At 66.7% G+C, this 26570-nt stretch carries 25 protein-coding genes; 7 read left to right on the forward strand and 18 right to left on the reverse strand.

The annotated features are described in order from the left end of the window. The 4 genes from AC3XQU_RS02045 to AC3XQU_RS02060 are packed head-to-tail and all read right to left on the reverse strand — an operon-like array spanning position 1 to position 2509. A complete protein-coding gene (locus AC3XQU_RS02045) occupies positions 1-981 on the reverse strand; it encodes an aspartate carbamoyltransferase catalytic subunit (protein ID WP_489872457.1) in 981 nt (326 codons plus the stop codon). Then, complete coding sequence (gene pyrR, locus AC3XQU_RS02050; RefSeq protein ID WP_489872458.1) at positions 959-1507, reverse strand: bifunctional pyr operon transcriptional regulator/uracil phosphoribosyltransferase PyrR; 549 nt, start codon at positions 1505-1507, stop codon at positions 959-961. Before pyrR ends, AC3XQU_RS02045 begins: the two co-directional genes overlap by 23 nt. After that, complete coding sequence (ruvX, locus tag AC3XQU_RS02055) at positions 1494-1886, reverse strand: Holliday junction resolvase RuvX (protein WP_489872459.1); 393 nt, start codon at positions 1884-1886, stop codon at positions 1494-1496. Before ruvX ends, pyrR begins: the two co-directional genes overlap by 14 nt. Then, positions 1886-2509 (reverse strand): YqgE/AlgH family protein, encoded by a 624-nt coding sequence (locus tag AC3XQU_RS02060; protein ID WP_489872460.1) that lies wholly within the window; start codon positions 2507-2509, stop codon positions 1886-1888. The genes ruvX and AC3XQU_RS02060 overlap by 1 nt, the downstream gene beginning before the upstream one ends. Positions 2510-2806: 297 nt before the next feature. Between AC3XQU_RS02060 and AC3XQU_RS02065 the strand changes: the two genes are divergently transcribed. After that, entirely contained in the window at positions 2807-4258 is a 1452-nt protein-coding gene (locus tag AC3XQU_RS02065) for a cryptochrome/photolyase family protein (RefSeq protein ID WP_489872730.1), read from the forward strand. Positions 4259-4274: 16 nt separating this feature from the next. Here AC3XQU_RS02065 and AC3XQU_RS02070 read toward each other — a convergent pair whose 3' ends face one another. From AC3XQU_RS02070 to AC3XQU_RS02095, 6 genes are all read right to left on the reverse strand, one after another. Next, positions 4275-9524: a hybrid sensor histidine kinase/response regulator gene (locus AC3XQU_RS02070; RefSeq protein ID WP_489872461.1), complete on the reverse strand. Its 5250-nt coding sequence runs from the start codon at positions 9522-9524 to the stop codon at positions 4275-4277. Positions 9525-9554: 30 nt separating this feature from the next. Next, positions 9555-11843 (reverse strand): methyl-accepting chemotaxis protein, encoded by a 2289-nt coding sequence (locus AC3XQU_RS02075; protein ID WP_489872462.1) that lies wholly within the window; start codon positions 11841-11843, stop codon positions 9555-9557. Between the two features lie 42 nt (positions 11844-11885). Then, complete coding sequence (locus AC3XQU_RS02080; RefSeq protein ID WP_489872463.1) at positions 11886-12422, reverse strand: chemotaxis protein CheW; 537 nt, start codon at positions 12420-12422, stop codon at positions 11886-11888. Continuing rightward, entirely contained in the window at positions 12419-12826 is a 408-nt protein-coding gene (locus tag AC3XQU_RS02085; RefSeq protein ID WP_489872464.1) for a response regulator, read from the reverse strand. The genes AC3XQU_RS02080 and AC3XQU_RS02085 overlap by 4 nt, the downstream gene beginning before the upstream one ends. 26 nt (positions 12827-12852) lie before the next feature. After that, positions 12853-13248 (reverse strand): response regulator, encoded by a 396-nt coding sequence (locus tag AC3XQU_RS02090; protein ID WP_489872465.1) that lies wholly within the window; start codon positions 13246-13248, stop codon positions 12853-12855. A gap of 108 nt (positions 13249-13356) precedes the next feature. Continuing rightward, positions 13357-13509 (reverse strand): rubredoxin, encoded by a 153-nt coding sequence (locus AC3XQU_RS02095; RefSeq protein WP_036170087.1) that lies wholly within the window; start codon positions 13507-13509, stop codon positions 13357-13359. A 92-nt stretch (positions 13510-13601) separates the two neighbouring features. Here AC3XQU_RS02095 and thiD point away from each other — a divergent pair, with 92 nt between their 5' ends. Together thiD and hemL are read left to right on the forward strand one after the other, a co-directional pair. After that, positions 13602-14432, forward strand: a complete 831-nt coding sequence (gene thiD, locus AC3XQU_RS02100) for a bifunctional hydroxymethylpyrimidine kinase/phosphomethylpyrimidine kinase (RefSeq protein ID WP_489872466.1) — start codon at positions 13602-13604, stop codon at positions 14430-14432. Next, positions 14422-15720 (forward strand): glutamate-1-semialdehyde 2,1-aminomutase, encoded by a 1299-nt coding sequence (gene hemL, locus AC3XQU_RS02105; RefSeq protein WP_489872467.1) that lies wholly within the window; start codon positions 14422-14424, stop codon positions 15718-15720. The genes thiD and hemL overlap by 11 nt, the downstream gene beginning before the upstream one ends. 91 nt (positions 15721-15811) lie before the next feature. On the opposite strand, the gene corA is transcribed toward hemL, so the two are convergent. The 8 genes from corA to mpl all read right to left on the reverse strand — a co-directional run bounded on the left by corA (position 15812) and on the right by mpl (position 24092). Beyond that, a complete protein-coding gene (gene corA / locus AC3XQU_RS02110; RefSeq protein WP_171083169.1) occupies positions 15812-16777 on the reverse strand; it encodes a magnesium/cobalt transporter CorA in 966 nt (321 codons plus the stop codon). 96 nt (positions 16778-16873) lie between these two features. Then, entirely contained in the window at positions 16874-17587 is a 714-nt protein-coding gene (gene mtgA, locus AC3XQU_RS02115) for a monofunctional biosynthetic peptidoglycan transglycosylase (protein WP_489872468.1), read from the reverse strand. 5 nt (positions 17588-17592) lie between these two features. Then, positions 17593-18402: a shikimate dehydrogenase gene (gene aroE / locus AC3XQU_RS02120; protein WP_489872469.1), complete on the reverse strand. Its 810-nt coding sequence runs from the start codon at positions 18400-18402 to the stop codon at positions 17593-17595. Then, the gene (locus AC3XQU_RS02125) at positions 18399-19283 is read right to left on the reverse strand and encodes a TonB C-terminal domain-containing protein (protein ID WP_489872470.1); all 885 of its coding nucleotides are present in this window, start codon (positions 19281-19283) and stop codon (positions 18399-18401) included. Before AC3XQU_RS02125 ends, aroE begins: the two co-directional genes overlap by 4 nt. A gap of 229 nt (positions 19284-19512) precedes the next feature. Beyond that, the gene (locus AC3XQU_RS02130; RefSeq protein ID WP_489872471.1) at positions 19513-21564 is read right to left on the reverse strand and encodes a ribonuclease catalytic domain-containing protein; all 2052 of its coding nucleotides are present in this window, start codon (positions 21562-21564) and stop codon (positions 19513-19515) included. Position 21565: 1 nt separating this feature from the next. After that, positions 21566-22144 carry a chorismate--pyruvate lyase family protein gene (locus tag AC3XQU_RS02135; RefSeq protein WP_489872472.1) on the reverse strand — a complete coding sequence of 193 codons (579 nt, stop codon included), beginning with the start codon at positions 22142-22144 and terminating at the stop codon, positions 21566-21568. Then, on the reverse strand, positions 22141-22725 hold the full coding sequence (locus tag AC3XQU_RS02140) for a YqiA/YcfP family alpha/beta fold hydrolase (RefSeq protein ID WP_489872473.1): 585 nt from the start codon (positions 22723-22725) through the stop codon (positions 22141-22143). The genes AC3XQU_RS02135 and AC3XQU_RS02140 overlap by 4 nt, the downstream gene beginning before the upstream one ends. Then, positions 22722-24092, reverse strand: coding sequence for a UDP-N-acetylmuramate:L-alanyl-gamma-D-glutamyl-meso-diaminopimelate ligase (gene mpl, locus AC3XQU_RS02145; RefSeq protein WP_489872474.1), 1371 nt, complete (start codon positions 24090-24092; stop codon positions 22722-22724). Before mpl ends, AC3XQU_RS02140 begins: the two co-directional genes overlap by 4 nt. A gap of 91 nt (positions 24093-24183) precedes the next feature. Between mpl and AC3XQU_RS02150 the strand changes: the two genes are divergently transcribed. The 4 genes from AC3XQU_RS02150 (at position 24184) to accB (ending at position 26488) form a co-directional block, all read left to right on the forward strand. Further along, positions 24184-24810 (forward strand): hypothetical protein, encoded by a 627-nt coding sequence (locus tag AC3XQU_RS02150; protein ID WP_489872475.1) that lies wholly within the window; start codon positions 24184-24186, stop codon positions 24808-24810. Beyond that, complete coding sequence (locus tag AC3XQU_RS02155; protein WP_489872476.1) at positions 24811-25371, forward strand: TlpA family protein disulfide reductase; 561 nt, start codon at positions 24811-24813, stop codon at positions 25369-25371. A 122-nt stretch (positions 25372-25493) separates the two neighbouring features. Further along, complete coding sequence (gene aroQ / locus AC3XQU_RS02160; protein ID WP_489872477.1) at positions 25494-25931, forward strand: type II 3-dehydroquinate dehydratase; 438 nt, start codon at positions 25494-25496, stop codon at positions 25929-25931. A 92-nt stretch (positions 25932-26023) separates the two neighbouring features. Continuing rightward, positions 26024-26488 carry an acetyl-CoA carboxylase biotin carboxyl carrier protein gene (accB, locus tag AC3XQU_RS02165; RefSeq protein WP_489872478.1) on the forward strand — a complete coding sequence of 155 codons (465 nt, stop codon included), beginning with the start codon at positions 26024-26026 and terminating at the stop codon, positions 26486-26488. Positions 26489-26570: the final 82 nt, after the last annotated feature.

Raw genomic sequence — 26570 nt, forward strand, 5'->3', positions numbered from 1 at the left:
TCAAGACCTGCCTCCTGCCAAAATGCTCATCACTGCCATGCGTACCGCAATCCCGAAGGTTACCTGCGGCAGGATCACCGCCTGGCTGCCGTCGGCCACCGCCGAGTCGATCTCGACGCCGCGGTTCATCGGACCCGGGTGCATCACGATCGCATCGGGCTTGGCCAGCGCCAGGCGCTCCGGGGTCAGCCCGTAGCTCTTGAAGTATTCCTGCGCCGAAGGCAGCAGCGCACCGCTCATGCGCTCGCTCTGCAGGCGCAGCATGATGATGACGTCGACGTCCTTCAGGCCTTCGTTCATGTCGGTGAAGGTGCGCACGCCCATCTGTTCCAGCCCGCCCGGCAGCAGCGTGTGCGGGCCGATGGCGCGCACTTCCGGCACGCCCAGCGTGGTCAGGGCGTGGATGTCCGAGCGCGCCACCCGGCTGTGCAGGATGTCGCCGACGATCGCCACCCGCAGGTCGGTGAAGTCTTTCTTATAGTGGCGGATGGTGTACATGTCGAGCAGGCCCTGGGTCGGGTGCGCGTGGCGGCCGTCGCCGGCGTTCACGACGTGCACATGCGACTGCCCGGTCTCGACCAGGTGCTTGGCGATCAGGTAGGGCGCGCCCGACTGCGAATGGCGCACCACGAACATGTCGGCGTGCATGGCCGACAGGTTGTCGATGGTGTCCAGCAGCGACTCGCCCTTGCTGGCCGACGAGGCCTGGATGTTCAGGTTGATGACGTCGGCCGACAGGCGCTTGGCCGCGATCTCGAAGGTGGTGCGGGTGCGGGTGCTGTTCTCGAAGAAGAGGTTGAACACGCTCTTGCCCCGCATGAGCGGCACCTTCTTGACCTCGCGGTCGGAAATGCCCACGAAGCTCGACGCGGTGTCGAGGATGTGGTTGACGATGGACTTGGGCAGGCCCTCGATGCTGAGCAGGTGCTGCAGCTCGCCGTTCTTGTTCAGTTGCGGATTATTGTGCAGGATCTTGGGCATGGCTCGTAGGGGCAGGATCTTCTTCAATGGTCAGCGAGAGCTGGCCGGCGTCGCCGCGCTGCAGGCACAGCGACTGGTTCGGCGCCAGCGTGGTGCGCACGCCCGCGTAGTCGGCGGCCACCGGCAGCTCGCGCCCGCCGCGGTCGGCCAGCGCCGCCAGGCGGATGCAGCTTGGCCTGCCATAGTCGAACAGCACGTTGATCGCGGCGCGCACGGTGCGGCCGGTTTCCAGCACGTCGTCCACCAGCACGATGGTGGCGCCGTCGACCGGGAAGCGGATATGGGTCGGCTTCACGTCCGGGTGCAGGCCCTTCTTGGCGTAGTCGTCGCGGTAGAACGAGACGTCGATGGTGCCGAAGCGCCCAAGCAGGTCGAGGTCGCGCGCCAGGCGTTCGGCCAGCCAGGCGCCGCCCGAGTGGATGCCGACGATGGCGGCATCCGGCACGCCGGCCAGGCCTGCGCGGACCTGGCCCAGCAGCTCGCGGTACAAGGCTTCCGCGTCGTACTGTGTATTAGGTGTTGGCATGGTCGTCAAAGTATTGTTGCAAAATGATGGCAGCCGCCTGGGCGTCGATGATCTCGCCGCGTTTTTGGGGGATGACTGCGGAGGAATAGCGCTCGTCGACGAGGTCGACGGGCAGGCTGAAGCGGCCGTGGAGCTGGTTGGCGAAGCGCCGGGAGCGCAGCGTCATGTCGTGCTCGGCGCCGTCGGGATGGCGCGGCTCGCCCACGATGAGGCGGGCCGGCTTCCATTCGTCGATGAGCTTGCCGATGACCTCGAAACGGGTGGCGTTGTCGATGGCCTTGATGACCGTCAACGCTTGCGCCTGCCCCGTGAGGGTGTTGCCCATGGCGATGCCGATGCGCTTCACCCCGAAATCGAACCCCAGAACAATCTCAACCATTACGCATGGCCGGCCTCGGTAGCAAGCATGAGGGGATCGATCCCGAGTAATTTGATGGCGGCGGTATAGCGTTCTTCGATCGGCAGGTCGAACAGCACGCGTGCATCGGCGGCAACCGTGAGCCAGCCGTTGCGCGACAGTTCTTCTTCCAGCTGGCCGGGGCTCCAGCCGGCATAGCCGATCGAGACCAGCATGCGGGCCGGGCCGTTGCCGCTAGCGACGGCTTCGAGCACGTCGATCGAGGTGGTGAAGGCGACATCGTCGGTGACGGTGAGCGAGGACGAATAGCGCCCGCTCGGGGTATGCAGCACGAAGCCGCGGTCGTCCTGGACCGGGCCGCCGAACATGATGGGTTCGTCCACGACCGGGGAGCGCAGGCCTTCGCCGAGCTTGAGGTCGACGCGGTCGAACAGCACTTCCATGGTCATGTCGGTCGGCTTGTTGATGACCACGCCGAGCACGCCCTTCTCGTTGTGCTCGCAGACATAGACCACGGTGCCGCCGAAGATCGGGTCCTGGATCGAGGGCATCGCGATCAGGAAATGGTTGGCGAGGTTCAGGCCCGAAGGCGCGGGCCCGATATTCCCCAGCGTATCGTCGTGTTCCGGTGGCATGCCGGGCATTGGTAGAGTCTTGCCAACTTTACTTTTTTTCATACGCTTACTCTCACATGGGCTCACTCTGGTTGGCGACCGCCCAAGCTGGGCGACCGGGAAGTGTCCACAAAACAACGTTACGCTTTTCGATAGTTTACACTGAATCGGCCCGGCGCCTCCGGAAGCGCCACCGCAGCCAGCCCTCGCAGCCCTTCACACACCCAGCTTCGCGTCCCACTACTGACCCGTCTTGTTTCCTTCCTCGCTGCTTAGGAAGAATCCTACCCAGTAAAATCGGCCGCCACTTTGACCCCGCACACGATGATGAATATGAGCAACTCTTTGGTTTGGTTACGGCGTGACCTGCGTGCGTTCGACCATGCAGCCCTGCACCGGGCGTTGAGCTCGTCCAATCGTGTGCACTGCGTCTTCGTGTATGACAGCGGAATCCTCGATGCGCTGCCCCGTGACGACCGCCGCGTGCGCTTCATTCACGCCAGCCTGGCCAGTCTTGACGCCGAACTGCGCCGGCTCGGCGGATACCTGATTGTGCGGCAAGGCCGCCCGCTGGAAGTGATCCCCGCGCTTGCCGCCGAACTGGCCGTGGACGCGGTGGTGGTATGCACCGATTATGAACCCGAGGCGGTCGATCGCGACGCACGGATGAAAGCCGCGCTGGAAGCTGATGGCCGGAAATTTTTCAGTGAAAAAGACCAGGTGATCTTCGAGAAGGAAGAAGTGCTGACCCTGGCCAGGGGTCCCTTCTCAGTGTTCACGCCCTACAAGAATGCCTGGCTCAAGCGCCTGGCCGCGATGCCGGAAACCCTGGCCAGCTATCCGGTCGACGCCTACGCGCATGCGTTTGCCCCGCCCACCGCGCCGCCCGCCCTGCCCTCGCTGGAAGACATCGGCTTCGAACCGGGCGAGCCGCCGCTGCCGGCGGGGATGGAAGGCGCCGAAGAACTGTTCGAGCGCTTCGTCGCACACATGGCCGACTACGGACGGGCGCGCGATTTTCCTTCAGAGGACGGCACCTCGCGCCTGTCGACCCACCTGCGCTTCGGCACCACCTCGATCCGCCACCTCGTGCGCACCGCCCAGCAACTGGCCCACAGCGGCGCCGGCGGCACCGGCGCCTCGGTCTGGCTGTCGGAACTGATCTGGCGCGATTTCTATTCGATGATTTTGGCGCGCAACCCGCAGGTGGCGACGCGCTCGTTCAAGCCGGCCTTCGATGTGCTGGCCTGGGAGACGGGCGAGGAAGCCGACGCCCTGTTTGCGGCCTGGTGCGAGGGCCGCACCGGCTATCCGCTGGTCGATGCGGCGATGGCCCAGCTGAACCAGACCGGCTTCATGCACAACCGGCTGCGCATGGTGACCGCGAGCTTCCTCACCAAGGACCTGGGCATCGACTGGCGCCGCGGCGAGCGCTATTTCGCGCTCCAGCTCAACGATTACGAGCTGGCCTCCAACAACGGCGGCTGGCAGTGGGCGGCATCGACCGGGTGCGACGCGCAGCCGTGGTTCAGGATCTTCAATCCGGTGTCGCAGTCGACGCGCTTCGATGCGCATGGGGAGTTCATTCGCGAGTGGGTGCCTTCACTGGCGCGGCTGAGCGCGAAGGAGATTCATGCGCCGTGGCTGGTGGCGGCGGAGGTGCTGGCGGAGAAAGGCGTGGTGCTGGGGAGGGATTATCCGCTGCCGGTCGTGGAGCACGATGTGGCGAGGAAGCGGACCCTGGAGCGGTTTGCGGTGGTGAAGAAGGCTGCGGAGTGATTCCACACCGCAGCCATCAGCCCTTGTCCAACAAGCTGTCAATCGCCGCCAGCAACACCGCCTCCTGGTAAGGCTTGCCGAAGAAGGCATTCACCCCCAGCCCCAGCGCCACGTTGCGGTGCTTGTCCGCCGTGCGCGAGGTGATCATGATGATCGGGATGCCGCCCGTGGCCTCGTTCTCGCGCACCTGGCGCGTCAGGTCGAACCCGTCCATGCGCGGCATCTCGATATCGACCAGCATCAGGTCCGGCCGCGCGTGCTCGATCTGCTCGAGCGCGTCGACGCCATCCTTGGCCAGCATGACCTGGTAGCCTTCGCGCTCCAGCAAGCGCTGCGTCACGCGGCGCACGGTGATCGAATCGTCCACCACCATGATGCTGGCGCGGTGCGCAGGCTGGACGCTGGCGGCGCCCGCCGCGACCGGGGCGGCAGGCTGCTGCGCCAGCGCCACCGGATCGAGGATCAGCACGATCTCGCCGGTGCCCAGTACCGTGGCGCCGGCGATGCCCGGCATGCGCGCGAGCTGCGGGCCGATGTTCTTGACCACCACTTCGCGGTTGCCCAGCACCTCGTCCACGCGCAGTGCGATGCGTCCGCCCGCGCCGTGCACCACCAGCACCGGGTTCAGGCGCTGCAGCGCGGCGCCATTGCCGGCCTCGCCCAGCAGCGCGTCGAGCGCATGCAGGGACTGCGGCTGTCCCGCCACCGCAATCGTCCCGGCCGCCTGCGCCGCCTGCAAGTCGGTATCGCGCACCTGCATCACCTGCTCGACCAGGGTCGAGGGCAGCGCCCAGGTGCGGCCGCCGCTCGCCACCAGCACCACCTGCGCGACTGCCAGCGTCAATGGCAGGTGGATCGAGAAGCGTGTCCCTTTGCCCGGCTCGGTCGTGACCATCACGCGCCCGCCCAGCGCCTGGGCTTCGGAACGGACCACGTCCATGCCGACGCCGCGGCCGGCCAGTTCGCTCAAGGTCTCGGCGGTCGAAAAGCCCGGCTCGAATATCAGCTCGGCCGCATCCTGGTCGGACACGACGGCGTTGTCCCCGATCAGCCCCATGGCGCGGGCCTTGGCGCGGATACGCTCCAGGTCCAGGCCGGCGCCGTCGTCGTTGAATTGAATCGCGACTTCATTGCCGTGCTGCTCGACCTGCACCAGGATTTCGCCGGTCTCGGCCTTGCCGGCGTCGACACGCGCGCTGCGCGCCTCGATGCCGTGCACGATGGCGTTGCGCAGCAGGTGTTCGAAGGGCGCGGCCATCTGTTCCAGCACGCTGCGGTCGATTTCCACGGCGCCTCCGCGGATGTCGAGGTTCACGCGCTTCTCGAGTTCTTTCGCGGTCTGGCGCGCCACGCGGAACAGGCGCTCGGACAGCGATGCGAAGGGCACCATCCGCACCCGCATCAGGTCGCGCTGCAGATCGCGCGTCATGCGCGACTGCACAGCCAGGTCCTCGGCCGCGCTATCGACCGTGCGCGACAGGCTGTCGTGGAAGGCTTCCACGTCGTCGACGCTCTCGGCCATCATGCGCGTGAGTTCCTGCAGGCGCGTGAAGCGGTCGAATTCGAGCGGGTCGAATTCGCGCTCGCCCGCGATCGACAGGCGGGACGCGATCTGCGATTCGGCCTGCATCTCGATCTCGCGCATCTGGCGGCGCAGGCGGTCGAGGTTTTCCGAGAAATCGGACAGCGCGCCCTTGAGCGAGCCGACCTGGTTTTCCAGGCGCGAGCGCGAGATCGACACTTCGCCGGCCTGGTTGACCACGCGGTCGAGGATGTCGGCGCGCACCCGCACCAGCGGCGTGCGCGCGCCCGGCTGCTCGGCGGCAGGCGCCGGCGTTGCGGCCGGCGATGCAGCGGCGGGCTGCTGCAACTGTTCGAACAGCAGCAGCGCGGCGTCGTAGCTGGCCAGCAGCTCGTCGAAGGCGGCCGGGCTGGTGGTGCCGGCGTGGACCATGTTCTCGACCTGGGTTTCCAGCTCGTGGGTGTGCTGGCCCAGGCGCATCGCGCCGGCCATGCGGGCGCTGCCCTTGACCGTATGCAGGGCGCGCTGCAGGCCCTGGGCGGCGGCCGTGTCCTGCGGGTCCTGCTGCCACTGGCGCAGGCTGTTCCCGATCTGCGGGAACAGGTCGGCGCCTTCTTCCAGGAAGACCGGCAGCAGGTCCGGATCGAGCTCGTCGCCGAACGCCGGGACGGCGGCCAGTGCGCCGTCTTCCGGCGCCGGCTGCTGCGCGGCCGGCAACAGCGGCGCGGGTTCCGACGCGGGTTCCGGCTCGGCTTCCTCCGGCTCCGAGGCCAATACGGACGCCACGGCTTCCGGCGCCTCGTCCAGCCCCGCCTCGTCCGGCGTGACCGGCACGAATACCGGCGCGTCGTCGGGCGCGGCCTGGTCCAGGCCAGGCGCGCCGAAGGCCGAGGCGGCGAACGGGTCGTCCATCAGGCTGTCGAACAAATCGTCGATCTCGCTCACCGCGCTCGACTGCTCGGCTTCGTCGCGCACCGCGGGCGCCGCTTCGAACGGCGGCGGCGCTGCCAGCAGCTCGCCGTAGGCCGTGGCAAACAAGGCGTCGAGCTTGTCGGTCAGTACCGGGTCGGCTTCGCCATACACCTTGGCCGCCTGCTGGCTGGCCAGGCGCTCGTGCAAGGCGCCCAGCTGGGCGAGCAGGTCGGGCTGGCCTGGCGCCAGCTCGCCCAGGCCGAACACCTGCAGCATCGTGCGCACGCGCGACAGGGTCGCGTCCAGCAGCTCGCGTCCGCTCTCGTCGAGCAGGGGGCCGGGCGCGGCCAGCTTCTCCAGCACCAGTTCCAATGCGTGGGCCACGTCCTGCAAGGCGGTATAGCCGACCGTGGCCGAGGTGCCGGCCAGCGTGTGCGCGGCCTTGAGCAGGTCTTGCGAGGCGCGCCGCGCCGGTTCAGACCCCAGGGCCGCGATTTCATCGGCCAGCACCTGCACCAGCGCCTCGGTTTCGTCGACATAGACGGCGTACAGGCCCGGGGCGATCTCGAGTTCGCCGATGCGCTTGCTGTCCGGCGCGCTGGCGGGCGCCTCCGGCTCGGCCAGTTCGACCAGCACCGGCACGTCTTCCAGCGCCGCCTGCCCGCCCTCCTGTACCCGCGCGGCGGCTTGCACCAGCGCCGCGCTCTCGCGCGCCGACCAGCCGTTGGCCACCAGGTCGGCCACCCAGTCGGACAGTTCGGCATGCGCATGCCTGAGCAGCGCCAACAGCTCGGGCGTGGCGCTCCTGGCTTCCGCCAGCCAGACGTTCATGACCCGTTCGATCGCGGCAGCGCCTTCGGCGAAGCGCTCCAGGCTTACCATGCGGCTGCTGCCCTTGAGCGTATGGAAGGAGCGGCGCAGCAGGGCCAGGGCTTCCTGGCTGGCCGGATTGCTTTCCGCCTGCGGCAGCGCTTCGGCGACAAAGCCCAATACTTCCTGGGCTTCGAGGATGAAGATCTCGAGCAGTTCGGATTCGATCGACGCGTCTTGCGGCTGCGCCTGGGCCTGCGCCTGCGGCGCCGGCGCTTCGGGCGCCGCTTCCGGCGCCGCCTCGACGAATTCGAAAGGCAGCTCGCGCAGCAGGCGCTTCTCGGCGTCGAAGGTGAAGCGGCCCTTGGCCACTTCGCTGTTCTGGCCCAGCAGGTCGGTGAAGAAACCGAGCGCGCCGATGTTCTGGGCGATGTTGTGCAGCACGCTCGACTGCGCCGTCACGTCGCCGTCGCTGCCCGCCAGCACGGCGACCTGCCCGGCCACGTGGCGCGCGGCCTGCACTGCCTGTTCCTGGTCGAGGATGGCGAGCGCGCCCTGCAGCTGGTGCAGCACCGGCTCGGCCTGGGCCAGCACCTCGCGCTTGGATGGATCGTCGTAGTAATCGTCGAGCAGCTTCTCGACCTGGCGCAGGCCGGCCTTGATCTCGCCGGCCAGCACTGCGACGGTCTGGCCTTGCTGGATCTGGCGCGCCAGCTCGCCCTGCCATTGCGGCGCGTCGGGCGGGGTTTCGCCGGCGGCCAGCGCCAGCAGGCGCGCGCCGACGGCTTCGGCGTTCTCGGCGAAATCGTCCGGCAGCTGGCGCAACTGGTCCAGGCCGTTCTCGACGAACAGCATGGCGGTGGCCATCTCCAGCCCCAGGCCGTCGCTGCGGCCGGCCGCCATGGCGTCGGTCGCGGCGCGTCCCAGCTCGCGCATCAGCTGCGCCAGCGCGGGCGCGCCCAGCTTTTCGCTGGCGCCGGCCAGGCGCGACAGGGCGTCGTTGAAGTCTTCCTTGACTTCAGGCTCGCCCGCGCCCTCGGTGGCGATGCGGTCCCAGTCCGACTTGCTGCGGGCCAGCGCTTCGCGCGCTTCCTGCAGCGTGGCCGGATCGATGCGCCCGTAGCGGCGCTCGGCGTAGTCGTGCGGCACCAGGCCGTCCAGGCCGCAGGCCTGGCGCAGGCGCTGCGCGTCGTCATTGGGCTGGCGCGCCGCGGCCACGAAGAACAGCGCATCGCGCAGCATCGTGTCCGGGGTGCCGCCCTGCCCCTGCGCCAGGCGGCGCAGCTGCATGTTCACCTGCCCCAGCAGCTGCTTCACGTACAGGTCGCTCTCGACCTGGCCGTCGGCCACCGCACCGATGAAGGCGTGGATCGCTTCCCAGAACAGGCGCGGGCGCGGCTCGGCCTGGGCCAGCGCGATCGGCGCGACCGCGTCGCGCATGCCGGCCGCGTGCTGGGCCTCGCCGCTTTTCAGGAAAGGCAGGAGCGATTTTTCGAAACGGGTGCGGCAGGCCGCGATGTCGGGGGCCGGCCCCACCTGCGCGACGTCCAACGCCAGGTCCTGGCCCAGCCCCGCGGGCAGCAGGTCGGACGGGTGGACGCGCTCGGCTCCCAGCGCTTCCTGCAGGTCGCGGTAATACGGGAACAGGCGCGCCGGCTGCTGCCGCGCGCCGCCCAGCAGCTCGTCGAGGTATTCGACCAGCGCCTGGTAGGCGTCCTGCACGATCTTTACGGATTCGGGCGTGCAGGCCTGGCGGCCGTCCTTGAAGGCGTCGATCAGCTGTTCGGCCGCCGCGCCCAGTGCGCCGATGCCCTCGACGTCCACCAGCTGCAGGGCGCCATGGGCCTGGTGCAGGTGGCTCTTGGCGTGCAGCAGCAGGGTCGGCTGGGCCTCGGCGCTGCGGTTGGCCGCATCGCGCAAGGCCGTGCCCGAGCGCCCCAGCGCATCGCGGATCTCGCCGATCACCCATGACAGGGGTCCGGTGTCGAAAGCGGGCATGCGGCTGGAAGGTGCGTTGGTCATTGGGCTCGTTGTACTTACTCAGCGGGTTGTTTAGGCGGCCACGCGGAAGCGCGACACCGAATCTTTCAGCTCCTGCGCCAGCAGCGCCAGCTCACGGATCGACTGCGCCGTCTGGCGCGTGCCGCCCTGGGTGTGCTCGGTGACCGACAGGATGTGCTGCATATTATGGGCCACACCGTTGGCGGACGTCGCCTGCTGCTGTGCGGCGCTCGAAATCGCCTCGATCAGCTCGGCCAGGCGGTTCGACACGCGCGAGATATCCAGCAGCGCGGCGCCGGCCGCATCGGACAGGCGCGCGCCCTCGACCACGCCCTGGGTCGACTTTTCCATGGCCGCCACCGCGTCGTGGGTATCGGCCTGGATGGTGCGCACCAGCGCGCCGATGCCCTTGGCCGCTTCGCCCGAGCGCTCGGCCAGGCGCTGCACTTCCTCGGCCACCACCGAGAAGCCGCGGCCGGCCTCGCCGGCCGACGCGGCCTGGATCGCGGCGTTCAGGGCCAGCACGTTGGTCTGTTCGGTAATGTCCGAGATCAGGTCGGTGATCTCGCCGATCTCCTGCGAGGATTCGCCCAGGCGCTTGATGCGCTTGGAGGTTTCCTGGATCTGTTCGCGGATCTCGTTCATGCCCAGGATCGCGTTCTGCACCGCCTGCGCGCCCTGCTCGGCCGCATCCACCGACTGGCGCGCCACCTCGGCCGATTCGGTCGCCGAGCGCGACACGTCGGCGATCTGGGTGGCCATGCGCAGCACCGTGCTGGATGCTTCCTGGATCTCGCGCGACTGGGCTTCGGCCGCGCCCAGCAGCTCGGTCGAGACGGTTTGCGCGCCGTCCGAGGCCCGCGTGACCTGCTCGGTGGTGCGGATCACGCGCAGCACCAGCTCGCGCAATTCTTCCACCGTATAGTTGACCGAGTCGGCGATGGCGCCGGTGATGTCTTCCGACACCGTGGCATGCACGGTCAGGTCGCCGTCCGCGACTTCCTGCAATTCGTTCATCAGGCGCAGGATGGCCGCCTGGTTCTGGTCGTTGGTGGCCTTGGCTTCTTCTTCCTTGGCCTGGGCCAGCTGGCGCATCGCTTCGGCTTCCTGGCGGCGCGCATCGGCGCCGCGGGTGCGGTTGCGCGAGTCCTGCAGCATGACGCGGCTGATGCTGCCGCCCATCGCCAGCGTGAACACCGAGGCGCCCACCAGCAGCCAGAACCAGGAGCTGCGGGTGCCCAGCAGCCGGCGGTATTCGGCCTGGACCCGCTCGAGCGTCGAGCGCAGGCCCTCGTTGTCGCGCGCGATGACCTGCTCGGCCGCGCGCGCGGCCTCGAAGTTGTGCAGGTTGGTCGCCAGCGGCGCCATGCCCTGCTGCCAGCTGCGGAAGGAGGTGCGCGCGGCGGCGAGGCGCTCGCGCAGGTCGACGTCGGCGACCGGCGCCAGGCCGAGGGCGGGATTCAGGCCGACCAGGGCGTCCAGCAACGCACCCAGTTCGGCGCTGTCGCGCTTGATGGTGTTGGCGGCCTCGCGGTGCGCAGCGCCGGGGGCGGTGAAGGCATGGGCCGATGCCGGCAGGCGTTCCGAGATCGCCACCAGGCGCTCGAGCGCGGCGTCCTGGCGCGCGCTTGAACCGCGCAGGCGCTCGGCCAGGCTGCGCAGCTCGGGGGCGAGCAAATCGAGCCGGGCCACGCTGGCGCCGAAACCGACCAGGTGGCGCTTGTTGCCGGCAATCGTGGTGGCGGCGGCGTTCGAGGCCGACCAGGCCGCGCGCGCCTTGGCCAGCATGGGCGCCAGTTTGTTTGATGCCGGCGTGATCGTCGCCGGGCCGGCCTTGCCGCCGCGCGCCAGCAGCGCCAGCAGGCGGCCCAGTTCGGCGCGGCTGTTGTCCAACTGGCTGAAGGCGGTGATGTCGCCGCGCAGCGCGTTCGGCGCCGATTTCGCCACCCGCTGCGAATGCATCAGGGCGTCGGCGGCGATCTGGCCCTGGGTCGAGGTCACGCCGGAATGGGCCGCGTTCTGCCACATGGCCAGCACGGTCAGCAGGATACCGGCCGCAAACGCGGCCAGCACCAGGCGCAGCTGGCTGGCCAGCGACAGGTGGCCGATCAGCGGCAGGCGCAGGTCTTCGCCTTCGTCGGCGGTTGCGGCCAGGGGCCGGCGCGGGCGCGTATTGCCCAGGCGCCGGGCGGCGGCGTCGGCCGAGCCGTACACGGGGCCCGGGCCCTGGGCCGGACGCTCGTTCGAGGGCTGCTGCGGCAGCAGGCCAGGCCCGAACTGGGTGTCGGGCGAGACCAGGGCGGTATCGTCGTCCGCGCTGGCCTTCGAAATTGCGTTCATGCTGAGTTTCGAGACGAATCCCATACCTGCTCCTGGTGCAGCTTATTGATGGTCTGGTTGCTGCGCCACGTGCAGGAAGCGTTCTTCCCGCACCAGCGCCGCCAGCGAGAGCGGCGTCCAGAAGATGTTGTCGGTGTCGCGCAGGGACTCGCCGTCGCGCTGCATGCTGCTCGCCTGGCGCAGGCCGTACACGCGGTCGACCAGCAGGGCGCAATTGAAGCCCAGCGAAGGCGCGAAGGTGACAAGGCGCGCGCCCGGCCCTGCGCTCGCCGGCACTTCCGCGCCGAGGTAGCGCGCCAGGTCGATCACGCCGACCAGGGTGCCGCGCACGTTGGCCAGTCCCAGGTACCAGGGCTGGGTCAGGGGCACGCGTGCGGGCGGTACGGGCGCGACGATTTCGCCGGCTTCGAGCAGGTCGAGCAGGTAGCGGGTCGCACCGATCTGCATGCCCAGTTGCTGGATCGGCGCGCCGGTACCGCTTTTCGCGGCCTGCATGCGCTCGAGGAGCTGTTCCTGGTAGGCGCGCAGGCGGGTGCTGCGCGCGTCGTCGGCGTCCGGCCGGGCTTCGCCCGCGGTCATGCGGCGGCGGCGGCCGGTGCTGCGGCCGCGGCAGCCTGCTCGTCGAGCGCGGCGATGCTGGCCAGCAGCAGCGCCGGGTTGACCGGCTTGACCAGGTAATCCCTGGCGCCCTGGCGCATGCCCCAGATGCGGTCGGTTTCCTGGTTCTTGCTGCTGCAGATGATGACGGGGATCGCAGCCAGTTCCGGATCGCGTCCGATCGCGCGCGTCACCTGGAAGCCGTTCGCGCCGGGCATGACCACGTCCATCAGGATCAGCTGCGGGCGCTCGGCGCGGATCTTGTCGATCGCTTCCTCGCCGTTGACGGCGGTGGTGACGGTATAGCCATGCTTGACCAGGACATCGGTCAGGTAAAAACGCTCGGTCGGGGAATCGTCGACGATCAGGATCTTGTGTATGGCCACGTGGGGCTCCGGGATTTCGGTCAATATCAGGCGCTGACGGCCGTGTGTTCGCGCACGGCAGCCAGCAGGCTGTCTTTGGAAAAGGGTTTGGTGAGGTAGGCCGAGGCGCCGACCATCGCGCCGCGCGCGCGGTCGAACAGGCCGTCCTTGGACGAGAGCATCAGTACCGGCGTCGCATGGAAGCGCGCGCTCTTCTTGATCAGCGCGCAAGTCTGGTAACCATCCAGGCGCGGCATCAGGATGTCGCAGAATACCAGCGCAGGGTGATGGTCGTTGATCTTGGCGAGCGCATCGAAACCATCGATCGCCAGCACGACCTCGTAGCCTGCCTGGCTCAGGAAGATTTCGGCGGAGCGGCGGATCGTGCTGCTGTCGTCGATGACCATGATGCAGGGGCCGGTCGGTTGCGGCGATGTCGTCATTTTCGTTTCACTTCGGCATGAAGCGCCACGATAGCACAGGCCTTATCCCTTGTGCGTGAAGTGTTGCAGCGTGTCAACTAGGCAAAAAGACACGCTGCCGCCGCCTTGTTAGATAGCGGTCATCTCGAAGTCGTCCTTGCGCGCTCCGCACTCGGGACAGGTCCAGTTCATCGGTACGTCGGCCCAACGGGTGCCCGGCGCAATGCCGTCTTCCGGGGCGCCAGCAGCTTCGTCGTAGACCCAGCCACAGATCAGGCACATCCAGGTCTCAAAAGGCGCTGTCGAATCAGTACTCACGGTTTTGTTCCTTGTATCTAGTAAAATGGGAGATCAAGTATCTTAATCTACCCGTCGTGCAAAGCCAACCGCTACCCCTCATCCTGACTTTCGGCGTGTCCGACCCGGTCGGTGCACTTGGTGTCCAGTCCGACCTGGCTGCCTTTGCCGTGCATGGATGCCATGGCCTGTCGGTGGTCGCCGGCATCCTGGTGGCCGACAGCGCCAAGGTCGAGAACCTGCATGAAGTCGACAGCGACTGGATGGCCGACCAGGCCCGGGTCCTGCTCGAAGACATGCCGGTGGCGGCCTTCAAGGTCGGCGCGGTCGCCACCGTGCTGCAGCTGGCGGCGATTGCCGAAATCGTCTCGGACTACCCGGACGCCCCCCTGATCCTCGATCCTTTCCTCACCGCCCTGCCCGACTCGGGCCTGGCCGACGAAGAGATGCTGTCGGCGATCCGCTCGATCCTGGCGCCGCAGACCACGGTGCTGATCCTGTCGCAGTCGGAGCTGGGCCGCATGGCCGAGACCTGGCGCGACGGCGGCGAAGGCTCGCTGCTGGAAGACGTGGCCGAACTGACCACCGCCGGCTGCCAGTACGTGCTGGTCACCGGCACCCGCGACGAGTACGGCGCCTGCTCCAATACCCTGTTCGACGCCGACGGCGAAGCCGCGCGCGTGGAATGGAAAACCCTGCCCGGCCCCTTCATCGGCGCGGGCAATACCTATTCGGCCGCGTTCACGGCCCTGATGGCGCGCGGCATGGATGCCAGGCAGGCCCTGTTCGCCGCGCAGGAATACACCACCGGCACCCTCGAACACGCCCAGCGCTTCGGCATGGGCAAGTTCATCCCCAATAAATACTTCCAGGGCCGGCACGGCCCGGCATCCATCAATGACTCTTGATTCCAGCACCTCGAAGAACGACATCCTGTTCGCCCGCGCCCAGCAAACCACCCCGGGCGGCGTCAACTCCCCGGTACGCGCCTTCCGCTCGGTAGGCGGCACGCCGCGCTTCATCACCCGCGCCGAAGGCCCTTATTTCTGGGACGCGGACGGCAAGCGCTACATCGACTACATCGGCTCCTGGGGCCCGGCCATCGTCGGCCACGCCCACCCGCAGGTGATCAAGGCGGTGCAGGATGCGGCGGCCAATGGCCTGTCATTCGGCGCCCCAACCCAGGGCGAGATCGAGATGGCCGAGGAAATCTGCAAGATCATGCCGTCGATCGAGCAGGTGCGCCTGGTCTCCTCGGGCACCGAAGCGACCATGAGCGCCCTGCGCCTGGCGCGCGGCGCCACCGGCCGCGACAAGATCGTCAAGTTCGAAGGCTGCTACCACGGCCACGCCGATTCGCTGCTGGTCAAGGCCGGCAGCGGCCTGCTCACCTTCGGCAACCCGACGTCAAGCGGCGTGCCGGAAGACTTCGTCAAGCACACCCTGGTCCTGGACTACAACAACGTGCCGCAGCTGGAAGACGCGTTCGAGTCGATGGGCGACACCATCGCCTGCGTGATCGTCGAGCCGGTGGCCGGCAACATGAACCTGATCCGCGCCACGCCGGAATTCCTGACCCGCATGCGCGAGCTGTGCACCGAGCACGGCGCCGTGCTGATCTTCGACGAAGTCATGTGCGGCTTCCGCGTGGGTCTCGGCGGGGCGCAGGAAATGTATGGCATCAACGCGGACCTGACCGCGCTGGGCAAGGTCATCGGCGGCGGCCTGCCGGTGGCGGCCTTTGGCGGACGCGCGGAGCTGATGCAGAAGATGGCGCCGCTGGGCCCGGTCTATCAGGCGGGCACCCTGTCGGGCAACCCGGTGGCGGTGGCCGCTGGCATGACCACGCTGAAGCTGGTGCAGGAGCCGGGCTTCTACGATCGCCTCGGCGCAGCAAGCGAGCGCCTGGTCGACGGCTTGACCCGGGCGGCGAAGGAAGCCGGCATCCCCTTCTGCGGCGACGCGGTGGGCGGCATGTTCGGTTTCTACTTCTCGCACAATGTGCCGTCGACCTATGGCCAGATGATGGCCGGCGACAAGGAGCGTTTCAACCGCTTCTTCCACGGCATGCTGGAGGAAGGCGTGTATTTTGCGCCGGCGATGTTCGAGGCGGGCTTCGTCTCGGCCCAGCACAGCGATGCGGTGATCGACGAGACCATCGAGGCCGCGCGCCGGGTGTTCCAGCGTATCGGTTGAAACTGGCCGGACGGCCGCGCCGTCCCATGAAGAGAAAACGGGCGATGAAATTTTATTTCATCGCCCGTTTTCTTTTGAAATATTCTTTCAATCAGCGCAGCCATCCCCGGCGGTAGAAATACCACAGCGGTGCGGCGCTGCAGATCACCATCAGGCCGATGGCGAACGGATAGCCGAAGGTCCAGTTCAGCTCGGGCAGGCGCCGGAAGTTCATGCCGTAGACGCTGGCGATCAGGGTCGGCGGCAGGAAGGCGACCGACGCCACCGAGAACATCTTGATGATCTTGTTCTGGTTAATGTTGATGAAACCGACGGTGGCGTCCATCAGGAAGTTCACCTTGTCGAACAGGAAGGAGGTGTGGCCGTCGAGCGACTCGATGTCGCGCAAAATCTGGCGCGCTTCTTCGAACTGGTCGGCGTTGAGCAGGCGGCCGCGCATCAGGAAGCTGACCGCGCGGCGCGTGTCCATCATGTTGCGGCGGATCCGGCCGTTCAAGTCTTCCTCGTGCGCGATCGAGTTCAGCGCGGCAGCCGCGTCCTGGTCGGTGAATTCTTTCTGCAGCACGCGGGTCGAGACTTCTTCCAGCGCTTCGTAGATGCCCTCGAGCGCGTCGGCCGAATACTCGGCGTCGGTGGCGTACAGGTCGAGCAGCACGTCCATGTAGTCTTCGATCGAGCCGGGACGCGAGCGTGCGCGCAGGCGCACCAGGCGGAACACCGGCAGGTCGTCGTTATGGACCGAAAACAGGATTTTCCCGGACAGGATGAAGGCCACCGTCACCACGCGCGACGGGCCGTCTTCTTCTTCCAGCAGGAAGTCGGTGCGCAGGTGCAGGTCGCCGTTCTCGGCTTCGTAGTAGCGGGCCGAGGCCTCGATGTCCTGGACTTCGTCCTCGCCCGGCAGCGTCACCCCATAGGTCGCCTTGACCAGGGTGCGCTCTTCCTCGGTCGGATCGGTCAGGTCGACCCAGACCGGGACCACGTTTTCCAGGTCTTCGCGCGTGTCGACGCCTACCTGGTTCAGTCGGCCATTCTGGAGGACAAATACGTTGATCATGCGCTTTTCTCGGCCGGGATTCGAAAATTTCCGCAAGTGTAACCGACAGGCTTGGCCGCGGCCACCCCGTCACGAAACTTTCATCCCGGGTGGGCCTCAGGGCAGGTCGGCGAAGCGCATCCGGCGCTGGATCAGCGCCGTGCGGCGCACCAGGTAGTTGGTGGAACGGTGCTTGTCGTAGTAGCGCGGGTTCGGCAGCATCACCGCCAGGCGCGCGGCCTGGGAGGCCGACAGGTTGGCCGCCGAGGTGCGGAAGTAGTGGCGCGCCGCCGCTTCGGCGCCGAACACGCCGCGGCCATACTCCACCACGTTGAGGTAGACCTCGAGGATGCGGCGCTTGCTCATCACCGTCTCGAGCATGAAGGCGATGATCATTTCCTGGCCCTTGCGCAGGTAGCTGCGCGAACCGGACAGGAACAGGTTCTTGGCCAGCTGCTGGGTGATGGTCGAGCCCCCGCCCACCACCTTGCTGCGGCGGTTGTTGCGTTCATAGGCCTTTTCCAGCGCTTCCCAATCGACGCCGCCGTGCGCGGCGAAGCCCGAATCTTCCGAGGCCACCACGGCGCGCTTCAGATTGGTCGAGATGCGCTCGTAGGGCACCCACTGGTGCTTGAGCTTCGCGTCCGGATTCTTTTCGCGCAGTTCCGACAGCTGTTGACGCATGAAGCTGGTCGAGCCGGGATCGACATAGGCGTACCAGCAGACCATCAGGAAGAAGTAGAGCTGGACCAGGAAGACCAGCAGGAGCGGGCCGAGGAAGATCCACTTGACCCAGCGGCGCGGGGCGCCGGACTTACGCGTTTTGCTCATTGTTGTTATGGTCGCATCTGCTTCAGGACGTCAGTCGTGTCGGGCCGTACCCCGCGCCAGAGGGCGAAGGCTTCGGCCGCCTGCTCCACCAGCATGCCCAGGCCGTCGCGGGTGGCGGCGCCGTGGCGTGCCGCGAAGGCCATGAACACGGTCGGTTTATTTCCGTACATCATATCCAAAGCCAGCGTGGATGGGCAAAAAACACTCGCCGGTATCGGCGGCAGGCTGGAGGACAGGCTGGCGGAAGTGGCGTTGACGACGATGTCGAAGCTGCCGGCAAGCGCGTCGAAGCCGGCGGCGCTGACCGGGACGCCATGGCCGCCGAAATCGCGCGCCAGCGCTTCGGCGGTGGCCAGGGTGCGGTTGGCGATCACGATCTCGCGCGGGGCCTCCTGCAGGAAGGGCAGCAGCACGCCGCGCGCCGCGCCGCCGGCGCCCAGCAGCAGCACGCGCTTGTCCTTGAGCGGCACGCCCGCGTTGCGGGTGATGTCGGCCACCAGGCCCGGGCCGTCGGTGTTGTCGCCCACGATCTCGCCATTGTCGAACACCAGGGTGTTGACGGCGCCGGCCGCGCGCGCGCGCTCGTTCAGGCGCGTGGCAAGCTGCGCGGCGTCGATCTTGAACGGGACGGTGACGTTGGCGCCCTTGACACCCTCTGCGACCAGGCGCTGCACGGTGGCCGCGAAACCATCCAGTGGCGCGAGGCAGCGCTCATACGCCAGGTCCTGGCCCGTCTGGCGCGCAAAGGCGGCGTGGATCTCGGGTGACTTGCTGTGCGCGATGGGGTGGCCGATGACGCAGTAGCGATCGGTCACTGCGCGCCTCCGCGCAGTTCGGCCTGCATCTTGTCCTCGCGCGTGAAGCGGAAGCGCGTGATCACTTCCCACAAGTCGTCCTTGCCCTGGGTGCGCATATTGGCCGGGAAGCCGCCGAAAGGCGCGGCGCGGCGCACGATCTGCAGCGCCGCCTTGTCCAGCGCCGGGTTGCCCGAGCCCTGCTCGATGCGCGGGCCGCCATCCTTCATGTAGATGGAACCGTCCTGGAAGATCGGGATGTAGACCACCAGTTCGCCGTACAGCTTGCGCCCGCCCTGCTGCGGGAAGTTGAGCGTGCCGACTTCCTCGATGCGCTTCTGCATTTCCTTGTAATAGATGGCGTAGCCGACCTGGCGCGTGCTCGGCGTGATCTGGGTGCGCTTGGGACGCTTGTTCTGGTCTTCGATGCGCTCGATGACTTCGGCCGCCGCGCGCGAGATGGCGCGGCTGGTGTCGAAGGCGTCGGTCCCGGTGCGGGTCGGGTCGGGCTTGTCCTGTTCCGTTTTCGGCGCCGCGGTGAATGCGGCGCGCCGGGCCTGGGTCAGGACGTTCTGCTGCTGCAGTTCGAGGTCGGCGATGCGGCGCTGCAGGGCCTTGATGCTTTCGCCATTCTCGACCTTGCGCAGGTCGGGCAACGGGGAACGGGCGCGGCCCGCGTCGGCCGTGCCGCCGCCATCGAGGTTGGCCTGGGCCAGGGCGTCGGCCTTGCTGGGGGCGTTGGCGTGCTTGGCGTTGACCAGGATGACTTCCAGGCCCGGATCGGCCGGCTGCTGCCGCAGCACATCGGGGGCGGCAAAACGCACCGCCAGCAGCGCCGCGTGCAGGAGCACGGACACGCCTAGGGCAATCGTCAAGGGTCGGTTGTTCTGCAAATACTTCACGCGCTGCACTGCCCGGGAGGGCTGTTGGATCGGGGACTAATCATTCTAACCCGCAACGGGTGGCGTGGGGGGAATGTGGAGGGTGGGTGCAACAGTGACCGCCGGCAGGGAGACGGCCGCGCTTCGTAGGGTGGGCGGATTCTGCCCACGCGTTCAACTAAAGAACGATCTCGCGTATCGCTTGCACTAGTTGGACGCGTGGGCAGGAAACCTGCCCACCCTACGGGTATCAGGCTGTTCCGGCGTCGGTGGAAGGTTCGCCACCCTCTTCCGTGGTCACAACGGCAACCACGCCTTCGGCCTCGACGGCTTCCGCCACCGCGGCTTCGCCCGTATCGCCCTCTTCCTCTTCTTCCAGCGCCAGTTCAACATCCGGCGCCGCGGCCGCCACTTCCAGCAAGCGCGCCTCGAGCACCAGGTCGACTTCATCCCAGCGCACGATGTCGAGCTTGACCTGCGCGCCGCGCGCCACCGAGGTCATGCCGGCCAGGCGCACCACCAGCGGCACGTCCACCAGGCGCACGATCTCGTCCTTCAGCACCACGGCGTCGACATGCTTGGCGCCGGTCTGGCCCAGCCAGCGCAGGCACCAGTAGCGTTCCATGTTCTGCTGGAAGTCGTTGTAGGCCGCGTAGGCCGCGTCGAAGCTTGATACGATCGCGAACAGGGTCGCGTCGCGCGGCTTGAAGGGCGCGACCAGCGGCGCGGTCACGCCATGCTCGGCCGCGGCGATGATCTGCCACTGGTTCACCAGGTCGGTGTAGCGGCGCAGCGGCGAAGTGCTCCACGCGTACTGGTCCACGCCCAGGCCCTGGTGCGGTGCTGCGTGCGTGACCATGCGCACCTGGATCTTGGCGCCCCAGCCGCCGGCGCCCGGCCCCTGCGAGCGGTAGATGCCCGGCACGCCCGAGTCGTGCAGCAGCTTGCCCCAGGTGCTGTTCGCGAAGATCATCAGCTCGGCCACGATCTTGTCGAGCGGCGCGCCGCGCTTGCGGCGCACGATCGAGACCACGTCGTTTTCGACATAGAAATTGAAGTCGACGCGGTTGGCCTGCTCGGGCTTCAGGCCAAAGTCTTCGCGCTTCTTCATGCGGCCCGCTTCCAGCTCCAGCGCCCACTTCCACAGCAAGCCCAGCTCTTCCTTGTGCGGATACTCGCCTTCGCCGCTGGCCAGCGTCTCTTCATTGACCAGGGCATCGAGGTCGTTGTGGCGCAGGTTGCTCTTGATGGGTACGCGTTCGGCGCGGGTCGTGGTCGAGACCACGGTCCAATCTTCGGGATTGATGGTCGCGTACAGCGACAGCGCCGGGCAATCCTTGCCTTCGGCCAGGGTGAACGCGTCCACCACTTCGTCCGGCAGCATGGTGATTTTGTCGCCCGGCATATACACGGTCGACATGCGTGCACGCGCGATCTTGTCGATGGCGTCGTCCGGGCGGATCGCCAGGCCCGGCGCGGCGATGTGGATACCCACGCGTACCAGTCCGCCATCGAGCTTGACTACCGAGAAGGCGTCGTCGATCTCGGTCGTGGTGACGTCGTCGATCGAGAAGGCGGCGACATCGGCCAGCGGCAAATCGAGCGGCGCCGCCGGCACGTCCACCGGTGCAAAGCCGGCACCGCGCGGGAAGTGCTCGAACAGGAAGCGCGCCATGTGCAGTTCCTTGGGCGATCCCAGGCCCTTCGTGGCCAGCATCAGGCGCGGGGCCGTGGTGTGCAGCTCGTTGGCGGCCGCCTCCAGCGCCTTGTACTCGATCGTGTTCTTGTCCGGCTTGAACAGCAGCTGCTGCACGATGGGCTGCATCGAGGCCGGCAGCGTGCCGGCCTTGAGCTCTTCCACGTAGCCTGCCTGCACGATGGCCTGCTGCTTCTTCTTTTCGATGCCGGCCAGTGCGGCTTTCAGCGTCTGTTCCGGCGCGGCCTTGTAGCGCCCGCGGCCCTTTTTATGGAAGTAGACCGGGGCGCCGTGCAGCGCCAGCACCAGGCCGGCCGCCTCGCTCGGCAGCGGCGCGTGGCCGAAGTATTCCAGGCCCAGCTCGGGAATGCCGAATTCTTCCTGGCCCGCGACCTCCCACAGGAAGTCGAGGTCGACTTCGGCGGCGATGCCCTTGGCGGCTGCGAGCAGCGCTTCCGGATCCGGTTTCTCGAACTGGATCAGCACGTCCTTGGCCTTGACCTTGGTGCGCTTGCCGCTGGCCAGTTCGACCTGGTAGGCCTCGCCTGCCTGCGACAATACGGTGCCGACCTTGAAGTCGCCCGATTCTTCAAAAAATAGATTCATCTTATTTCGTGTTCTCTTGTGGTGCGCCTGCGAGACTCAGTACCGCAGGCAAGAATACCTCGGTGACCAGCAGCAGGCCTTGACGGCGGCGGTAGACGCAGCGCCGCGCATAGTAAAGTGTGTCGGACTCCCCACCGAGGGCGTCGCGCACGCGCCCCATCAAGGGATGGCCGGCGCGGATGCGCGCATATTCCAGCTGGCCGCGGCGCACCAGCGGATCGTAAAAGAGCGTGGTACCGAGCGAGCGTTCGCCCAGCGCCGAAAACAGCGGCCAGTCGGCCGCCGTGCAATTCGTGGGCACCACCGTGTGGCCGAACACCACCGGCTTGCCGTCGCATTCCAGCAAGACTTCGCGCTCCCACACCCGCCCCGGACGCGCCAGGCCGATCGCTTGCGCCTCGTCGGCCAGGCAGGTGGCGGCGCGCTGGTGCAGCCGGCGCACGCGAAAAGCGTCGCTATTGGCCACCAGGCGCGCCGTCAGCGACCCGTCGGTCGTGAGCCAGCTGCGCATCGCCTCCGGGGCACGCACGGCGCCGGCATGGGGCCGCCAGGCCGCCAGTCGCAGCGACGCGCTCTTCACTGCGCCATGTCCAATGGCGCCGTGCAGAAGGCGAGCACTTCCTCCACATACTGCGGGAATTCGGAAATCGCATGGTCGCTGCCCCGGATCACATGCTGGCGCGCGCCGGGATAGTGGGCCACCATGTCGCGGTAGTCGAGCACTTCGTCGCCGGTCGCGGCCAGCAAAAAATAGCGCTCCGGCCGGGTGATCTCGCCCACGCGCAGGTCGGCCAGTTCGCCGATATATTCGGGACGGAATTCGAAGGGCTCGCTCGAATGCCATGCGGTGGTGACGCCCACATGGTGTTCGAGGTTGCGGGTCGGATCCACGGAAGGGTTGAGCAGCACGGCGCGCACGCCCAGGCGCTCGGCCAGCCAGGTGGCGTAGAAGCCGCCCAGCGAGGAACCGATGATGGCCAGGTTGTCGGGCGCATACCGCCCGGCCAGCAGCAGCGCCAGCTCCATCGCCGCTTTCGGCGAGGCCGGCAGCTGCGGGCAGATCAGCTCATGCGCGCGGCCGGCGTCCGCCAATGCCTGTTGCACCACCCGCGCCTTGAACGACTTGGGCGACGAGCGGAAGCCGTGCAAATACAAAATCATGGAGCCAGCGCGTCCAGCAGTTTCTGGTGCACGCCGCCAAAGCCGCCATTGCTCATCACCAGGATATGGTCGCCCGGCTCGGCCGCCTGCACGATGGCCTGCACCATGTAGTCGATCTGGTCGAAGCTGTGGGCGATCGTTCCCAGCGGTTTCAGGGCATCGGCCAGCGACCAGCCCAGCGCCTGCTGGCTGCCGAAGCCGAACACCAGGTCGGCGTCCTTCAGGCTGCCCGGCAGCGCATCCTTCATCGCGCCCAGCTTCATGGTGTTCGAGCGCGGTTCCAGCACGGCCAGGATGCGGCCCGTCGTGCCGAGCTTTTGCCGCAGGCCGCCGACGGTGGTGGCGATGGCCGTCGGGTGGTGCGCGAAATCGTCGTACACGGTGATGTTGTTCACGGTGCCGCGCACTTCCATGCGGCGCTTGACGTTCTGGAAACGCGACAGCGCATCGATCGCCTGCGAGGTCGGCACGCCGACGTGGCGCGCGGCGGCGATCGCGGCCAGGGCGTTGGAGCGGTTGTGGTGGCCGGTCAGGTCCCAGTGCACGGTGCCCTGCATGTCGCCATTGAAGAGCACATCGAAACTGCCGCCGCCCGGATGCTCGACCAGGCCCCAGTTGGTGCCTTCGGCGGAACCGAACAATTCCTTCTCGCTCCAGCAGCCGCGCTTGATCACGCGGCCGAGCGAAGCTTCGTCGCCATTGACCACCAGGCGGCCCACGCCCGGCACGGTGCGCACCAGGTGGTGGAACTGGGTCTCGATGGCGCCGATGTCCGGAAAGATGTCGGCGTGGTCGTATTCCAGGTTGTTCAGCACCGCGGTCTTGGCGTGGTAGTGCACGAACTTGCTGCGCTTATCAAAAAAGGCGGTGTCGTACTCGTCGGCTTCGATGACGAAGAAATCGGACGGCTTGTCGCCATGCAGGCGCGCCGAGATACCGAAGTTCATCGGCACGCCGCCGATCAGGAAGCCCGGCGCATAGCCGGCGTCTTCCAGGATCCAGGCCAGCATCGAGGTGGTCGTCGTCTTGCCGTGCGTACCGGCCACGGCCAGCACCCATTTGTCGCGCAAGATGTGCTCCCCGATCCACTGCGGGCCCGACACATACTTCAGGCCGCGATTGAGGATTTCCTCGATCAGCGGATTCCCCCGCGTCATGACATTGCCGATCACGTACAGGTCCGGGTTGAGCGACACCTGCTCGGGGCCATAGCCCTGGATCAGCTCGATCCCCTGGGCTTCCAGCTGGGTGCTCATCGGGGGATAGACGTTGGCGTCGCATCCGGTCACGCGGTGCCCGGCTTCCTTGGCCAGGACCGCCAGACCACCCATGAAGGTGCCGCAAATGCCGAGTATATGAATGTGCATGATCGTGGGAGAAATAGCAGGGTGAAAAAACGAATACGCGATTCTACCCGACCCGCTGCCATTTTCCGTTCAAGAGTATGATTCAGTCATCATGCCGACACCGAACACAGACGTACTCCAGTTGCGCGCCGAAATCGCTGCGAATGCGGCGCGCATGATCGCCCAGGATGGCGCCGACTATGCCACCGCCCGCCGCAAGGCCGCCCGCCAGGTGCTGGGGGTGGACCAGCCCGCGCCCAACCTGATGCCCGACAACAGCCAGATCGAGGACGAGGTCCGCAAATACCTGTCCCTGTTCGGCGTGGCCGGCCAGCCCGAGCGCCTGGCCCTGATGCGGGAAACCGCGCTGCAGGTCATGGACGCGCTGGACGAATTCCATCCCTACCTGACGGGCGCGGTCCTCAATGGCACCGCCGGCGAACACGACGAGATCCACCTGCAACTGTTTGCCGACAGCGCCAAGGAAGTGCAGATCTATCTGCTCAACCGCAACGTCAATATAGAGATCTCGGAAACGCCCCATTTTCGCGGCGGCCGCCACGACCCGGTTGAAACTGTCAGCTTCCTGTGGCATAAGGAAACTATTCACGCCGAGTTATACGATTACCATGACTTGCGCGGCGCACTCAAGCCACGCGCCGACGGCCGCCCGCAGCGCATCGACGCGAACGGGTTGCGCGCGCTGATGGCAAATGACGAAACACTGGAACAAAAATAGATGAACAAGAAACACGTGGCTGCGTATGCAGCCGTTGCCGCCCTGTTCGGCATCATGGGCGCGCTGGTCGCGATCAACAAGAAGGACCCTCCCCCGATCACCACGGCCATTGCCCCCACCGGCGGCAAGCCGCATACGGCCGTGGACAATCTGTTCGCGCAATCGCTCAACGACCTGGCCGGCGCGCCGCAGCCGCTGGCCAAATGGCGCGGCAAGCCGCTGGTGGTTAACTTCTGGGCAACCTGGTGCGCGCCTTGCGTGCAGGAGATGCCGGAGCTGTCCGAACTGGCCGGCCACGACGGCGGCAAGAGCTTCAACGTCATCGGCATCGGCATCGATTCGCCATCGAACATGAACGAATTCGCGTCCAAGCTCAAGATCGCCTACCCGCTGTATGTGGGCGGCATGGGCGGCACCGAACTGTCGCGCGAGTTCGGCAACAAGGCCGGCGGACTGCCTTATACCGTGCTGATCGGCGCCGATGGGCAGGTCAAGAAGACCTATCTGGGCAAATTGAAGTTCGACGAATTGCGCGCCGACCTGGCCAAGCTGGAAGGCTAACGAACGGTCGTTCTATTCGGAATTCCGGCGAATATGCCCTTATCGCCCGACAATTTTACTGCTTGCCAATAGACGAGCTTGGCGGCACAATGCCTTCCTTTCGGGCGTTCAGACACTTCAATATGGCGAAAAAGCTACTGCTGCTTAATGGCCCCAACCTCAATTTATTGGGGACCCGGGAGCCTGCGGTGTACGGCGCGACGACGCTGGCCGACATCGAGCAAGCGGCAATGGCCCAGGCAGCAGCGGCAGGTGCAAGCCTGGCCTGCTTCCAGAGCAACCATGAAGGTGCCTTGATCGACCGTATCCATGCCGCGCGCGGCGAAGGCGTGGACGCGATCGTCATCAATCCTGGCGGCCTGACCCATACCAGCGTGGCATTGCGCGATGCGTTATCAAGCGTGGCAATTGCGTTCGTGGAAGTGCACATTTCGAACGTGCATGCCCGCGAGCCGTTCCGGCATCACTCCTACCTCTCGAGCATCGCGCAGGGCGTGATCTGCGGACTGGGGCCGGACGGATACCGGTTTGCCATCGACTTTGCGCTTAAATCGCGTTAATCTACGTCAACTTCATGTATCAGCGGCTGCGCGGATGAACGATGACCGCGCTACCAGCTCTCTTAAAAACGAATAATTCCAAGGGGTTTCACATGGATCTCAGAAAACTCAAGACCTTGATCGACCTGGTCGCCGAATCCGACATCGCTGAACTCGAAGTGACCGAAGGCGAAAGCAAGGTCCGCATCGTCAAGTCCTCCGCCATCCCCCAGGGCCAGATGATGATGATGCCGCAGCAAGGCGTGCAGCACTATGCGGCCCCGGCCCAGCAGGCGCCGGCGCCAGCCGCCGCACCGGCCCCGGCCGTCGCCGCCGAGCCGACCGGCCACGTCGTCAAGTCGCCGATGGTCGGCACCTTCTACCGCTCGTCGGCCCCGGGCGCCGCCGCCTTCGTCGAAGTCGGCCAGAGCATCAAGGAAGGCGACACCCTGTGCATCATCGAAGCGATGAAGCTCCTGAATGAAATCGACGCCGATGCCTCTGGCGTTGTTACCAAGATCCTCGTGGAAAACGGCCAACCGGTCGAATTCGGCCAGCCGCTGTTCATCATCGGCTAAGCAGGTCCCGGCCCGGCGGCGTCCTGCCGCCAGCTCATCCATGTTGTGTCCGGCGCGCTCGTCAGCTTGTATCGCTTGTAAG

It is taken from the genome of Telluria sp. AZSoR62, assembly GCF_058111565.1.